Origin of the sequence: Micromonospora sp. WMMD710, from assembly GCF_029626045.1 — a bacterium.
GTDB lineage: Bacteria > Actinomycetota > Actinomycetes > Mycobacteriales > Micromonosporaceae > Micromonospora.
In genome coordinates this window covers 1825207-1839099 of sequence record NZ_JARUBD010000001.1, presented here as the reverse complement: position 1 = coordinate 1839099, position 13893 = coordinate 1825207, and the positions used below count along the sequence as shown (strand labels likewise).

The following is a 13893-nucleotide window of genomic DNA, read 5'->3' as shown; positions in this document are numbered from 1 at the left end:
GATGCGCGCCGCCAACCGCGTCGCCTCCCTGCTGCTGGCCGTCGTCCTGCTGGCCGGCGGGGTCCTGCTCGCCGCGCAGGCGCTGCTGACCACCCTGGACCGCCCGCTGCTCGACCACGACGCCTGGTACGCCACGCTGTCCGGCACCCGATGGCGTGACCCGTCGGTGCGGGCGGTGGCCGGCGCGGCGCTGCTGCTCGGCCTGTTCATCCTCGTCGCCCAGGTGCGCCGGTGGACGCCGGTACGACTGAGCGCCGACGAGCCCGACGGCTGGCACCTGCACCGCCGCTGCCTGGAACGACGGCTGGCCGACGCGGCGGCCGCCGTCGCCGGCGTCCACCGGGCCCGGGTCCGGATTCGCCGCCACGGCGGCCAGTGGCGGCCCCGGGTGCGGGCCAGCGGCGACCCGGCCGCCCGCGGCGAGGTCGAGTACGCGGTCCGTCAGGAACTGCGCCGACTCGCCGCGCCGAGGACCGGCCGGATCCAGGTGCGGCTGCTCCAGCGCGGACGACCGGCGTGAGCAACGCCGCACACCGACTCCTGTGGACGGTCATCGCGCTGCTGCTGGTGGCCGGCGGCGCGGTGGCACTGGCGGCCAGCTTCGGTGACCTGCCCGGCGGTGACCCCGGCGCGCCGCTGCTCCCCGCCGGTCTGCGGGACCGGTGGCGCCTGGCCGCGCCGTTCAGCACCCTGGCCGTGGTGGTCGCGGGCACACTGCTCGCCCTCGCCGGACAGCGCCTGTTGGCCCGGGAACTGCGCGGGCAGGCGCTGCGCGGCACCCTGAGCCGCCCCGGCCGCCGCCCCGGCCGCACCCGGCTGGCCGCCGACCTCCTCACCCAGGCGCTGGAACGCGACCTGACCGGCGACCCCGCCGTACGAGCGGCCCGCGTGGTGCTCACCGGCGCGCCACCCCACCCCGACGTGTGGATCCGGGTGGACCTGACCGCCGACGCCAGGGCGGCCGGCGTACGCGAGCACGTCCACGCCGCGGTCCGCCGGTTCGCCGCGACCGCCGGCTGCCAACCCGCGCACCTCGACGTGACCGCCCGGATCGAGACCGGACGACCCTGACCGGCGCCACGCCGACCCGCCGGGCATGATCGGTGCACGGGCGGCGGACGGAGGTACGCGGGGTGCGGGTGGTGTCGCTGGTGCCGTCACTGACCGAGGCCGTCGCGTCGACCCTCCCCGGGACACTGGTCGGCGCCACGGACTGGTGCAGCCACCCGGCCGATCTGGACGTCGCCCGCGTCGGCGGCAGCAAATACCCCGACCTGGACCGGGTCCGCGCCCTCCGACCCGACCTGGTGCTGCTCAACGTGGAGGAGAACCGGCGGGCCGACGCCGACGCCCTGCGCGCGGCCGGCGTGCCGGTACGCGTCACCTATCCGCGCACCGTCCCCGGGGCGTTGACCGAACTGGGCGAGCTGCTGACCGAACTCGGCGCGCCGGCCGAACCGGCCTGGCTGACGGCCGCGAGACAGGCCTGGGCCGACCCGCCCCGGCTCGCACCTGCCCGCCGGGCGGTGGTGCCGGTCTGGCGGCGGCCGTGGGTGGTGCTCGGCGGCGACACGTTCGCCGGCGACGTGCTGCGCCGGCTCGGCGTGATCAACGCCTACGACGAGCATCCCGACCGCTATCCCCGCCCCAGCCTCGACGATCTGCGCGACCGATCACCGGAGCTGGTGGTGCTGCCCGACGAGCCGTACCTCTTCACCGCCGACGACGGGCCGGAGGCGTTCCCGGACGTACCCTGCGCTCTGGTCTCCGGCCGGCACCTCACCTGGTACGGCCCGTCCCTGGCCGAGGCGCCCGCGCTGCTGGCCGACCAGCTGTCCCGGCCAGTCCGCGCCCGCTGACCCGGCGTCCTCCGCCGGCGCGGGTCGGGCGTCTCTCAGCCGGCGGCGCGGGCGCTGACCCGGCATCTCTCAGCCGGCGGCACGGGCGCTGACCCGGCGTCTCTCAGCCGGCGGCGCGGGGGCGTCTGGCGGCCACGACGCTGGCGCCGATGGACGCGGCCAGGCTCAGCACCACCACCGCGAGGGTCAGCCAGATCGGCAGCTTGCCCACCGGCGTCTCGGCCAGGATCAGCTTCGCCCCCGCGAACGCGAGCACCAGGGCCAGCCCGTAACGCAGGTAGGCGAAGTGCCGCAACAGACCGGCCAGGCAGAAGTACAGGCTGCGCAGCCCCAGCACGGCGAACGCGGTGGCCGTCCAGAGCAGGAACGTGTTGGTGGTGATGGCCAGGATCGCCGCCACCGAGTCGATCGCGAAGACGATGTCGGTGGCCTCGATCGCGACCAGCGTCACCAGCAGCAGCGTCGCCACCCGCCGCCCGTCGACCCGGGCGGTGAAACGGTCGCCGTGGTACCGGGCGTCGGTGGGCACCACTCGCCGGAACAGCCGCACGACCGGGTTGCGGTCCGGGGCGACGTCCGGCTCCCCGCGTACGGCCAGCCGCCAACCGGTCCAGATCAGAAACGCCCCCAGCACGACCCCCGCCCAGGTGAGCCGCTCCAACAACTCGGCACCGGCGAAGATGAACAGCAGTCGGAAGCCGAGCGCCCCCACGACGCCCCAGAACAACACCTTGTGCTGATAGCCGTCGGGCACCCGGAAGTAGCCGAACAGCAGCGCGAAGACGAAGACGTTGTCCACCGACAGCGCCTTCTCCAGCAGGTAGCCGGAGTAATACGCGATGGCCGGGTCGCCACCCAGGCCGAACCAGACGACCAGCCCGAACAGCAGGCCCGCCCCCACCCAGACGGCGCTCCACAGCAGCGCCTCACGCAGCCCGATGACGTGGTTGTCCCGATGCGACAGCACGTCGACCGCGAGCATCACGGCGATCACCGCGCCGACGGCCGCCCACGCCCACAGGGGCACCGCGACCGTCGCCTCACCCACCCGGCGCCCCCCGGCATCGACCACCGCGCGCCGCCCCGCGACCATGCCGGCCGGCCGCTCCCGAGCCTAGGCGAGCGACCCGCCCGACGTCGGCGCTCCGAGCAACTCGACCTGTGCATCCCCGCCCCCGGCCCCGGGCGGGCGGGTCGCCGGGCCGGCGTGGTGCTCACGCGACCGGCATCACCGGGCCGGGGTCCGTGACCGTGTCGTCGGTGTCGTACGCGATCGCGTTGGTCACCCGGACGACGCCACTGACCTGGGCCGCGAGCCGGCCGGCGAGGTCGACGGCGGAGCGGTGGTCCACCCGACCGGCGAGGGTGACCTCACCATGGCGAACCTCCACGGTGACCAGGCCGTCCCGCACCGCGAGCACCCGACGCAGCACCTCCTGCACCACGTCCTCCCGGATCTCGGCGTCCGAGCGCAGATGCACCCGCAGCAGGTCGGCGCGGCTCACGATGCCGACCAGCCGGCCGAGGTCGTCGAGCACCGGCAACCTCTTGACCTGCTCGCGGTCCATCAGCCGGGCGGCCGCCGACAGCGTCGCCTCCGGGTACGTGGTGACCGCCGGCGCCGTCATCAGGTCACCGGCCAACAGCGCCGCACCCTTGCCCCGGGCACCCCGCCGGCGGCGGCTCTCGAAGACGCGCCGCTGCGCTGGCTCCCCGGCATGTTCGATGCGATGCAGAAGGTCAGCCTCGGACACCAGACCCAGCACCCTGCGGAACCCGTCGATCACCGGCGCCGCGCTGACGCCGCGGCGCAGCAACACGTCGACGATCTCCCGGTACGGAGTGTCGGCCACCACGGTCGTGACCTCCCGCGTCATCACGTCACCCACCTGCCAGGTCCTCATCACGACCTCCCTCTCGTCATCCACCTCGGACGCTACGGCCGTACGACGGTCGCGGTCAGAGGCACCGGACCAGGCCGGACCGGGTCCAAGGTCCCGGATCGCCGCGGTCCGGTCGGCCCTGCCGCGCACGGCGCGGCGGGAGTGCACTGAAGGTGCCACCGGGAAGCGCGGTGCGAGGCAGAGAAGGGACGTGGACACCATGACCGCGACGATCGAGCGGGTCACCGCCAACACTCCGGCAGCCGGCACCCGGGAGAGGGCCGTCCGGTACGTCCTGGCCGGCACCCGGCTGGCGCTCGGCTGGATCTTCCTCTGGGCGTTCATCGACAAGCTGTTCGGCCTCGGACTGGCCACCGAGTCGAAGAACGCCTGGATCAACGGCGGCAGCCCCACCAAGGGCTTCCTCACCTTCGGCGTCGCTGGTCCGTTCCAGGACCTCTACGCCGGGATCGCCGGGGCCGCCTGGGCGGACTGGCTGTTCATGATCGGTCTGGCCGGGATCGGCGTCGCCCTCCTGCTGGGCATCGGCATGCGGGTCGCCGCGGTGGCCGGTGGGCTGCTGCTGGTCCTCATGTGGACCGCCGTGCTGCCCCCGGAGAACAACCCCTTCATGGACGACCACCTGATCTACGCCGCGGTGCTCGCGGTGCTGGCACTGGTCAACGCCGGCGACACGTGGGGCCTCGGGCGACTCTGGGCGAAGCTGCCGATCGTGCACCGCCTCCCCTGGCTTCGCTGACCCACCACTACACGGCGGGCGTCCCCATCCGGGCGACGCCCGCCAAACCGCGCCCCGCGCCCCGCGCCCCGCGCCCCGCGCCCCGCGCCCCGCGCCCCGCGCCCCGCGCCCCGCGCCCCGCGCCCCGCGCCCCGCGCCCCGCGCCCCGCGCCCCGCGCCCCGCGCCCCGCGCCCCGCGCCAAGATCGTGCTCGATCCTGGATGTAGTGGCATCGTCGACGCGCGGACGCCACTACATCCAGGATGCTGCGCGATCTTGGCGGGCCGACCGGTCTTCATCAGGGCGGGAGCGGCGGGGTGGTGGGTCCGCTGCACATTGGCGGGGTGTGATCCGGCAGGATCGACGGTGACCGGACACATCACCCAACACGGCAGGAGATCCCCGCATGAACCAGGCAGCAGGCGCCCGTTCGGGCAAGCCCGAGGTGGGTCCGATCGAGGGTGCGCCGCCGGCCGACCTCGTGATCGAGGACATCGCCGTGGGCGAGGGCCCGCAGGCGCAGCCGGGTCAGCTCGCCAGCGTGCACTACGTCGGCGTGTCGCACTCCAGCGGCAACGAGTTCGACTCGTCGTGGAACCGTGGCGAGGCGTTCGAGTTTCCGCTCGGCGGCGGCCAGGTCATCGCCGGCTGGGACCAGGGCGTGGTAGGCATGCGTGTCGGCGGCCGGCGTCGCCTCACCATTCCGCCGCACCTCGGGTACGGCGACCGCGGCGCGGGCGGCGTCATCAAGCCGGGCGAGACCCTGGTCTTCGTCGTCGACCTGCTCGACGTGCGCTGACCGACTCTCCAGAGGGGGTCGCCGGCCGACGCCGGCGGCCCCCGCACCGCCTCACGGACAGACGTGCGAGGAGCCGCGGTCAGGCGGCCAGCATCAGGTCTGCGGTCGGGGTGGCCGGAAGACGGGCGGCCTCGACGACGCGGGTCGGCTCCAGCACCGTCATGACCCGGTGCAGGCCGGTGGCGCGCAGCACCCGGGCGACCACCGGCGTCGGGTCGACGAGGATCAACTCCCCGCCGCAGGCCCGGACGCGCAGGTGCGCGGCGAGCAGCGTGCGCACACCGGCGGCGGAGAGCAGCCGAAGGCCGGACATGTCGAGCTGAAGCACCGAGCCCGCCGGAGCGGACCACAGCGCGGACCGGAACGCGGCCACGGTGGCGATGTCGACCTCGCCGGCCACTCGCACCTGGACCACCCGGTCACCCACGTTGACCTGCACGTCCAACCGGTCGCTGCGCTCTCCCATGCCCAGGAACCTATCCCCCACCACCGACACTTTCGCCCCTCGCCGGAGTGATTCCGGGTACGTCCAGGGTCATCCCCGGAGGCACCCCGGGTCCCTCTCGGGGTGGAGGCCCGGGGTGCGGTGCGCTGGGTCACCCGCCCTGGCCGATCGCCCCGGCGGGTGCCCCGACTCCCTCGGAGTCGACCATGGCGGCGGCGCGCGGCGGGTGCGGAGATGCGGGAACGGCTGACATCGGCGGGTGACAATGGACCGATGGTGATCCCCCGGCCCCGGCCGCCCCGGCTGATCCGGCCCGTACGCGAGCCCGCCACCGTGCCTCCCCCGCTCACCGGGGCGTGGGCCGCCACCGACAGCCGCCTCGACCGGGCCGACCTGCTGCCGCTGCCCGACGGCGCGGTCGGCCCGGAGGACGTGCTGGTCGACCCGGCTGGGCGGGTGATCAGCGGTGACGAGGACGGCCGACTCTGGTGGTGGCCGGCCGACGCGCCCGCCGGCACCGAGCCCCGGCTGCTGGCCGAGACCGGCGGCCGGCCGCTCGGCATCGAGTCGGACCCGTCCGGGGAGGCGCTGATCGTCTGCGACGCGTACCGGGGGGTGCTGCGGGTCACGCCGGACGGGGCGGTACGCGAGCTGACCGGGACGGCGCCGCCGGTGCACCTGGCCAACAACGCGGCGGTGGCCCGCGACGGCACCATCTACTTCACCGACTCCTCGGACCGGTTCCCGGTCTCGCACTGGAAGCGGGACCTGCTGGAGCACCGCCCCAACGGCCGGGTGCTGGCGTACCACCCGGGCAGCGGACGCACCGACGTGGTGGCCGACGGGTTGTACTTCCCGAACGGGATCGCGCTGACTCCCGACGAGTCGGCGTTGATGCTGGTGGAGACCACCACCCACCGGCTGCTGCGCGTCGAGTTGGGCGGTGGGGTGCGGGTGCTGGCCGACCTGCCCGCATACCCGGACAATCTCTCCGCGGTGGGCGACGGGACGTACTGGATCGCGTTGCCCAGCCCCCGGGTGCCGGTCGCCGAGCGGTTGCTGCCGCATCCGCGACTGCGTCAGATCGCCGCGCTGCTGCCCGACGCGATGCAGCCGCAACCGCGCCGCTACGGGCTGGTCGCGCTGGTCGACGGAGACGGAACGGTCCGCCGGACGCTGCACGGTCCGGCCGGGCACTACTGGATGATCACCGGGGTACGCCAGCACGGCGCCCACCTCTGGTTGGGCAGCCTGATCGGGCCGGGTGTGGCCCGCGTACCCCTGAACTGATGACGCGGGGTCGGCCCGCCGCGTTGGCGGGCCGACCCCGACGGCCGTCGGCGGTGTCTCAGCGACCGCTGACCGAGGGTGCCGGGGCGGGTGATCCCCCGGCCACCGCGCCCGGGTGCGCCGGTGCGGGCGGCGCGGGCTTCAGCCCGGACGGCACGGGCAGGGCGCTGCCCCGGACGAACTCGTCCCAGCTCACGTTCCACGCGGTCCAGCCGTTGCCCGGCTGCAACTCCACCTCGGTGCCCTTGACGGTGATCAGGTCACCGACCTGGGTCACACCCATCAGCCAGTCGGCCGCGGTGGCGGAGACGTTGGCGCAGCCGTGGGAGACGTTGGTGTTGCCCTGGTCCCCCTCCGACCACGGGGCCGAGTGGATGAACTCGCCACCCCAGGTGTAGCGCTGGGCGTCGTCGACGTCGACCACGTAGCCGCCGTTGGGTTCACCCCGGGTGTCGAAGGTGGTCCGCTCGTGCTTCTCCATGATCACCATCTTGCCGCTGGAGCTGGGTGTGCTCGGCTTGCCGAGGCTGACCGGGATCTGCCGGATCTGCTTGCCGTCGCGCAGCACGGTCATCTGCTTGGTCGCGTTGTCGATCTCCAGCGCGAGTTGCCGGCCGATCTTCGAGGTCGCGGTGCGCTCGGCGTCGCCGACCCGGTCCTTGCCGATGGGCAGGCCCTCCAGGCCGGCCCGCACGCTGATGGTCGTCCCCGGCTTCCAGAAATCGGGGGCTCGGTAATAGACCTGCGATCCGTCGTCGAGCCACGACCACGTACCCGGTTGCGGCGGATTCGTCTTTACGAACAACCGCCGTTGGACATCTACTCTGGCCTCTTTCGGAATTCCCGGGTCGAACGCCACGGTTACCGGCATCGCCGTGCCGTACGTCCGGTTGCCGACGAAATAGAGGGTGCTGGTGATCTGCGGCTTGGTGGACTTGGCCATCGTGGTGAACGTGGTGGTGCGCGTGGTGGTGGCGCCCGAGTCGCCGGTCGCGGTCACCTCGGCGGTGTACGTCCGCTTGGGCGCCAGCGGCACGCTCGGCACCCAGCCCGAGCCGTCCTCGCGCGGTTCGGCCTTGACCTGCGCCCCCTTGTCGTCGGTGAGCCGCACGCCGGTGACCCGGCCGCCCTTGACCGTGGTGCCCACCTCCGCGCTGACCGGGACCTCCCGGGCCTTGTCCCCCGGCGTCACGGTGAGTTCCGGTGGGGCGGCGTGCCCCTTGGCCGACCCGGTCGCCGCGTCCCGGTCGGCGGTACACCCACCCAGGACGAGTGGTGCGGCTGCGATGGTTACCGCCAACAGCGTCAGTCGCCGCCTCGACGTCATGTTCTGTCCCCCCGTTTTTGGCTTCCCTCTGTCACATTCTTGCCGCCTCGCCGGGAGCGTCCACGCCATTCACGAATAATCGGCGGCGCATTTATCGGCGCATTTTCCGGCGCTGCGCCAGTTGGCGGAGCAAGGGCCCGCCCGACCGTCGTGGCGTCCTTTGCTCCGCTTCAGCGGGCGCGGCACCGGGTGTCCGGATAGCCGGCGGGCCGTCCCGGCCGGGCCGGGCCGGGCCGGGCCGGGGCGGGGCGGGCCGGGGCGGGGCGGGGCGACCGGATGATCGCCCGGACGCGTACCGGCGGGAGGTTGGGGCCGGTGACGCACCCCGGGCGCGGACTTTTGTCAGTTGGAGCGAAACTTCTGCCGAACGCGACGAAGCTTTGCCTTCGTCCGGAGGCAAGGGTAGGGTCCGGATCTAGATAGAGGGTTGCCCATTCGTCGATCAGCCTGCCGCCACCCTGCCGGGTCGCCGCGTCCCGCCCGATGGGTCCGGGTCGTGCCCCGCGCGCCGTCCCTCACCGTTCCGCCGGAGCCCGTCTCCGGCCGGTTCGGCGCGCCCGGGCGGCGGCAGCCGGTCGACCGCCGTCGACGGCGTGCCCCGCCGTCAGGAAGGGACCACCACCATGGATCAACAGACCAACCCTACGGAGCCGACACCGGCGTTCGAGGCGGTCAGCCGACGCGGCCTGCTTCGCGCGGCGACGGTATCCGCCGCCGCCGTCGGCACCGCCGGCCTGCTCGCGGGCCCGGCCGCCGCGGCACCCAGCGGGCAGAGCGGGCAGTCCGGCGGACGTCGCCGGGTGCCGGTGGACCGGATCAGCATCCAGCTGTACACCCTGCGCGACCAACTGGCCGCCGACCTGCCCGGCACCCTGGACGCGCTGCGGCGGATCGGCTACCGGCGGGTGGAGCACGCCGGCTTCGTCGGACGCACCGCCGCGCAGTTCCGCGCCGCGCTCGACGCGGCGGGGCTGCGCGCCACCTCCGGGCACACCGGCATCCCGCAACCGTTCGACGACGCCACCTGGCAGCGTTCCCTCCAGGACGCGAACGTCGTCGGCAGCAAGAAGATCGTGCACCCGTACTTCGGTCGGGACGCCAACGGCCAGGCGATCCGGGATCCCGCCGTCTACCGCGCCCTGGCACGGGACCTGAACCGCGCTGGCCGGCTCGCCGAGCGCGCAGGGCTCGACTTCGGCTACCACAACCACCAACTGGAGTTCGTGCCGCTGACCGACGGCTCGACCGGCTTCGAGATCCTCACCGGGCAGACCGACCCACGGCTGGTCCACTTCGAACTCGACCTCTACTGGACCTGGCGGGGCGCGCACGACCCGGTCGACGTGATCCGGGCCAACCGTGGCCGGATCCGCCAGGTGCACGTCAAGGACCTCGACGTCGAGGGCGGTTTCGCCGACCTCGGTGACGGTGTCATCGACTTCGGTCGGATCTTCGCCCACGAGCGGGAAGCGGGCATCGAGGAGTACATCGTGGAGCGCGACGACGCGGGCACCACGCCGCGCGCCCCCGCCGACGCCCTGGACACCGCCCGGGTCGGCTTCGACTATCTCGCCTCACTCCGGTACTGAAAACCACTTCGGGGGACGACCTGATGAACAGGACCGCATTCGCGTCCGCGCTGCTGCTGGTGACGGCCGGCCTGGCCGTGCCGCCGGCGGCCGCGGCCGCCGCCCCGGCCGCCGCGCCGCCGGACAGCAGCTTCCAGAAAGTGACACTGAACGACTTCCCCGGCGAGCCGATGAGCCTCGCCGTCCTGCCCGACCTTCGGGTGCTGCACACCTCCCGCACCGGTGAGGTCCGCATCCACGACCCGCGCACCGGGCTGAACACCCTCGCCGCCGACATCCCGGTGTACGAGCACGACGAGGAGGGGTTGCAGGGGGTCGCCATCGACCCGAACTTCGCCCAGAACAAGTGGGTCTACCTCTACTACTCGCCGCCGCTGAACACGCCCGTGGACGACCCCGCCACCCCCGGCGTCAACGAGGGGGACGCGCCGGAGACCGGCACCGAGGCGGACTGGCAGCGGTTCAAGGGCGCGCTGCGGCTGTCCCGGTTCAAGCTGGACGGGATGAAGCTGAACCTCGCCAGCGAGCAGCAGATCATCGACGTGCCCACCGACCGGGGCATCTGCTGCCACGTCGGCGGGCAGATCGACTTCGACAGCAAGGGCAACCTGTACCTGTCGACCGGTGACGACACCAACCCGTTCGCCTCCGACGGCTACGTCCCGATCGACGAGCGGGCCGACCGCAACCCGGCGTACGACGCCCAGCGCACCGCGGCCAACACCAACGACCTGCGCGGCAAGCTGCTGCGCATCAAGGTGAAGGCCGGTGGTGGCTACACGGTGCCGGCCGGCAACCTGTTCAAGCCGGGCACGGCGCAGACCCGTCCGGAGATCTACGCGATGGGGCTGCGCAACGCGTTCCGGTTCGCCGTCGACCGGCGTACCGACGACGTGTACGTGGGCGACTACTCGCCGGACGCCTCCACCGCGAACCCGCAGCGCGGGCCGGCCGGGCACGGCCGGTGGATGCGTGTCGACAAGCCGGCGAACTACGGCTGGCCCTACTGCGTGACGCCGACGATCGCCTACCGCGACTACGACTTCGCCACCGGCGAGTCCGGTGCCAAGTTCAACTGCGCGCGTCCGGTGAACGACTCACCGCACAACACCGGCAAGCGCGTGCTGCCGCCGGTCGAGCAGCCGGAGGTCTGGTACGCGGCCGCCGCCTCGGCCGAGTTCCCGCAACTGGGCACCGGCGGCATCGCCCCGATGGGCGGCCCGGCGTACGACTACGACGGGACCAGCACGTCGCGGACCCGTTGGCCGGCCTACTACGACGGGGTGCCGCTGTTCTACGAGTGGACCCGCGACTACATCAAGGAGTTCCGCCTCGATGAGGACGGCGACGTGGCGGACATCCGTCCGGTGGCGCCGTCGCTGGTGGTGGACAACCCGATGGACATGGAGTTCGGCCCGGACGGGGCGCTCTACGTGCTGGAGTACGGCGACGGCTACTTCGCCGAGAACCCGGACGCCCAGCTGTCCCGGATCGACTTCGTCCGGGGCAACCGGACGCCGATCCCGAAGATCAGTGGCACCCCGACCGTCGGTCAGGCGCCGTTGACCGTCGCGTTCTCCAGCGCCGGCACCACCGACCCGGACGGCGACAAGCTGAGCTACGCGTGGGACTTCAACGCGGACGGCTCGGTGGACAGCACCGATCCGAACCCGAGCTGGACGTTCCAGGAGAACGGCTCGTACACCCCGACGGTGAAGGTGACCGACCGCACCGGACGTTCCGCCTCGGCGACCCTGCCGCTGGTGGTCGGGCCGACCGCGCCGATCATCGAGTTCGTCGCCCCGGTGACCGGGCAGCCCTTCCAGTTCGGGCAGACGGTCGCGTACGAGGTGAAGGTCACCGACGATCTGCCGGTGGACTGCTCCCGGGCGAAGGTCACCTACGTGCTCGGGCACGACGAGCACGGGCACCCGCTCTCCACGGCGACGGGTTGCTCCGGAACCATCCCCACCTTCGTGGACGGTGGGCACAGCGGCGCGGACAACCTGACCGCGGTCTTCGTGGCGGACTACACCGACGCGCCGACCGAGCCGGGCGTACCGCCGCAGTCGGCCTCGGCCACGGTGGTGCTGGACCCGACCCCGGCGGTGGCCGGCCTGGCCGGCTGACCAGCGCACGGTGACAGCGGCGGCGGCCGGATCACTCCGGCCGCCGCCGCACGTCGTCCACCCCCGGCCGGTCAGCTCCAGTCGCTGTCGACGTGGTTGTCGCGCCAGCGTCCGCCCACCGGCGGGGTGTCGAGCAGCAGCCCGTCCTCGGCGTTGCCGGCGAGGTCGTTGTCCTCGACCCGGCAGTCCACGCAACTGCCACGCTCGGTGATCCACAGCCCGTGGGTCTGGGTGCGGGAGTCGTGGTTGTCCCAGATCCGGTTGCCCCGGATGGTGGCCGAGTCGAACGGCGCGTCGATGGTGATACCGGCCCGCCGCGCCGGTGCGGCGGACAGCTCGTAGGCACCTCCCGGTGACGGCACGTCCCCGCTCCAGGCGCTGATCCCGTCCGGGCGGACCGGGGCGAGGGTCAGTTCGTCGCCGGTGTTGGACGCCACCATGGCGACAGCACGGCCGACCCGCAGCACCTTGCCCCGGTGGCCGTCGTGCGGCCAGGTGGCCGACCGGTCGACCAGGGACCGCTCGCCGTAGCGGACGGCGTCGCCCGTACCGCCGGCGGCCTGGGCGTACTGTCGGCCGTTGTTGCGGATCCGGTTGTTGAGCAGCACGGCGTCGGTCATCTGGTGGTCGATCCGGACGGCATCCAGCCCGTTGCCCCAGAACTCGTTGCTCTCGACGACCACGTCCCGGATCGAGCCCTGGTAGCCGCGCCCGAGGTCGAGCGCGTGATAGCCGTGCCGACCGTTGCCGCTGATCCGGTTGCCCCGGACGGTGTACGGGCCGGGACTGTTGCCGATGCTGACCCCGTCGCGCATGTTGCCGTCGATGACGCAGTCGGTGAGCAGCCCACCCCGGCCGGCCACGGACGAGGTGCCCTGCGCCGACACGTCGAAGCCGGTCTCCAGGTTGCCGGTCATCGTGCAGGCGGAGACGATCAGGCCGTCGGCGCCCCAGTCGGAGATGCCGAACCGGTTGCCCTGACTGTGGCAGCCGATGATGCGGATGCCGCGCGGTGGTGGCCAATAGTCCTTCTGCAGCTCCAGGAAGATGCCGTTGGTGCCGTTGGCCAGGGCGGTGCAGTTGGCGATGGTCAGCCGCTCCACCGTTCCCCAGCCGCCGATGCCGACCCCGATGCCGGCGCCACCCAACTGTTCGCCGTTGTCGAGGCGGCCGCAGCCGACGACCACCACGCCGTCGATGAGGGAGTCCTGCAGGAAGTCGCAGCCGAGCCCGGTGGCGGCGGTGTGGTGGATGTAGAGGTTGCGGAACACCCCGCGCACCACGTACTGCAGGCCGAGGCCCTTGGCCAGGTAGTTGTACTCGGCCATCGCCACACCCGAGCCGTCGATCTGGAAGTCGGCGAACGTGCAGTCGGCGAGGTGCCGGTCCCGGTCGGCGCCGTGCTGCACGGTGGTCCAGAAGGCCAGCGGGGTCGGGTCGGCGCGGTTGCCCTCGTTGCTGAGCATGAACCGGGTCGCCGCCGGACCAGCCCCGATCAGTGAGACCCCGCTGCGCCACACCGTGCCGGCGTCGCGGATCGAGTAGATGCCCGGCGGGCAGTAGATGACCCGGGCCCGTCCGTCCGAGGCGTACCCGGCGCCGAGGCGGTCGACGAGGGCGGCCAGCGCCGGCTGGTCGTTGGTCGCGCCGTCGCCGGTCAGCCCGTACTCCAGCGCGTCGCAGTACAGCGGCGCGCCGGCCGCGGCGGGTCGTCGTACCCGGACGGAGTTGAGTAGCAGCTCGTTCGCCACGGGCCGGCTCCCTTCGACGCGTCTGGTGCGCTCCGGCGGGGCCGACTTCCCGATGACACCGCCGGGAAACCCCGGCCCGATG

At 73.0% G+C, this 13893-nt stretch carries 13 protein-coding genes; 8 read left to right on the top strand and 5 right to left on the bottom strand.

The window, feature by feature from the left end; genetic code table 11:
- The first annotated feature begins 1 nt into the window (after window position 1).
- From O7620_RS08325 to O7620_RS08315, 3 genes are all read left to right on the top strand, one after another.
- On the top strand, window positions 2-520 hold the full coding sequence (locus O7620_RS08325; protein WP_278122568.1) for a DUF6286 domain-containing protein: 519 nt from the start codon (window positions 2-4) through the stop codon (window positions 518-520).
- Window positions 517-1071, top strand: coding sequence for a hypothetical protein (locus tag O7620_RS08320; RefSeq protein WP_278122567.1), 555 nt, complete (start codon window positions 517-519; stop codon window positions 1069-1071). Before O7620_RS08325 ends, O7620_RS08320 begins: the two co-directional genes overlap by 4 nt.
- Window positions 1072-1133: 62 nt before the next feature.
- Complete coding sequence (locus O7620_RS08315; protein ID WP_278126913.1) at window positions 1134-1859, top strand: helical backbone metal receptor; 726 nt, start codon at window positions 1134-1136, stop codon at window positions 1857-1859.
- A gap of 103 nt (window positions 1860-1962) precedes the next feature.
- Here O7620_RS08315 and O7620_RS08310 read toward each other — a convergent pair whose 3' ends face one another.
- Together O7620_RS08310 and O7620_RS08305 are read right to left on the bottom strand one after the other, a co-directional pair.
- Entirely contained in the window at window positions 1963-2907 is a 945-nt protein-coding gene (locus O7620_RS08310) for a TerC family protein (protein WP_278122566.1), read from the bottom strand.
- 166 nt (window positions 2908-3073) lie between these two features.
- The gene (locus tag O7620_RS08305) at window positions 3074-3763 is read right to left on the bottom strand and encodes a CBS domain-containing protein (RefSeq protein ID WP_278122565.1); all 690 of its coding nucleotides are present in this window, start codon (window positions 3761-3763) and stop codon (window positions 3074-3076) included.
- A 190-nt stretch (window positions 3764-3953) separates the two neighbouring features.
- Between O7620_RS08305 and O7620_RS08300 the strand changes: the two genes are divergently transcribed.
- Complete coding sequence (locus O7620_RS08300; protein WP_192580550.1) at window positions 3954-4502, top strand: DoxX family membrane protein; 549 nt, start codon at window positions 3954-3956, stop codon at window positions 4500-4502.
- A 385-nt stretch (window positions 4503-4887) separates the two neighbouring features.
- Window positions 4888-5280 (top strand): FKBP-type peptidyl-prolyl cis-trans isomerase, encoded by a 393-nt coding sequence (locus tag O7620_RS08295; protein ID WP_151493237.1) that lies wholly within the window; start codon window positions 4888-4890, stop codon window positions 5278-5280.
- A 79-nt stretch (window positions 5281-5359) separates the two neighbouring features.
- Here the strand turns inward: O7620_RS08295 and O7620_RS08290 are convergent, their stop codons facing one another.
- Window positions 5360-5746, bottom strand: coding sequence for an STAS domain-containing protein (locus O7620_RS08290; RefSeq protein ID WP_151493238.1), 387 nt, complete (start codon window positions 5744-5746; stop codon window positions 5360-5362).
- A 252-nt stretch (window positions 5747-5998) separates the two neighbouring features.
- Here O7620_RS08290 and O7620_RS08285 point away from each other — a divergent pair, with 252 nt between their 5' ends.
- Entirely contained in the window at window positions 5999-7015 is a 1017-nt protein-coding gene (locus O7620_RS08285) for an SMP-30/gluconolactonase/LRE family protein (RefSeq protein WP_278122564.1), read from the top strand.
- 58 nt (window positions 7016-7073) lie between these two features.
- Here O7620_RS08285 and O7620_RS08280 read toward each other — a convergent pair whose 3' ends face one another.
- Entirely contained in the window at window positions 7074-8342 is a 1269-nt protein-coding gene (locus tag O7620_RS08280) for an Ig-like domain-containing protein (RefSeq protein WP_278122563.1), read from the bottom strand.
- 623 nt (window positions 8343-8965) lie between these two features.
- On the opposite strand from O7620_RS08280, the gene O7620_RS08275 reads away from it, so the two are divergent.
- Window positions 8966-9931, top strand: coding sequence for a sugar phosphate isomerase/epimerase (locus tag O7620_RS08275; protein ID WP_278122562.1), 966 nt, complete (start codon window positions 8966-8968; stop codon window positions 9929-9931).
- Window positions 9932-9954: 23 nt separating this feature from the next.
- Window positions 9955-12060 (top strand): PQQ-dependent sugar dehydrogenase, encoded by a 2106-nt coding sequence (locus O7620_RS08270; RefSeq protein WP_278122561.1) that lies wholly within the window; start codon window positions 9955-9957, stop codon window positions 12058-12060.
- 71 nt (window positions 12061-12131) lie between these two features.
- On the opposite strand, the gene O7620_RS08265 is transcribed toward O7620_RS08270, so the two are convergent.
- Entirely contained in the window at window positions 12132-13811 is a 1680-nt protein-coding gene (locus tag O7620_RS08265) for a right-handed parallel beta-helix repeat-containing protein (RefSeq protein WP_278122560.1), read from the bottom strand.
- Between the last annotated feature and the right edge of the window lie 82 nt (window positions 13812-13893).

Bases quoted from the DNA above. Each gene is read 5' to 3' on its own strand.
- O7620_RS08325 (WP_278122568.1), top strand. From the start codon at position 2: ATGCGCGCCGCCAACCGCGTCGCCTCCCTGCTGCTGGCCGTCGTCCTG.
- O7620_RS08305 (WP_278122565.1), bottom strand. From the start codon at position 3,763: ATGAGGACCTGGCAGGTGGGTGACGTGATGACGCGGGAGGTCACGACC.
- O7620_RS08295 (WP_151493237.1), top strand. From the start codon at position 4,888: ATGAACCAGGCAGCAGGCGCCCGTTCGGGCAAGCCCGAGGTGGGTCCG.
- O7620_RS08290 (WP_151493238.1), bottom strand. From the start codon at position 5,746: ATGGGAGAGCGCAGCGACCGGTTGGACGTGCAGGTCAACGTGGGTGAC.
- O7620_RS08285 (WP_278122564.1), top strand. From the start codon at position 5,999: ATGGTGATCCCCCGGCCCCGGCCGCCCCGGCTGATCCGGCCCGTACGC.
- O7620_RS08280 (WP_278122563.1), bottom strand. From the start codon at position 8,342: ATGACGTCGAGGCGGCGACTGACGCTGTTGGCGGTAACCATCGCAGCC.
- O7620_RS08275 (WP_278122562.1), top strand. From the start codon at position 8,966: ATGGATCAACAGACCAACCCTACGGAGCCGACACCGGCGTTCGAGGCG.
- O7620_RS08270 (WP_278122561.1), top strand. From the start codon at position 9,955: ATGAACAGGACCGCATTCGCGTCCGCGCTGCTGCTGGTGACGGCCGGC.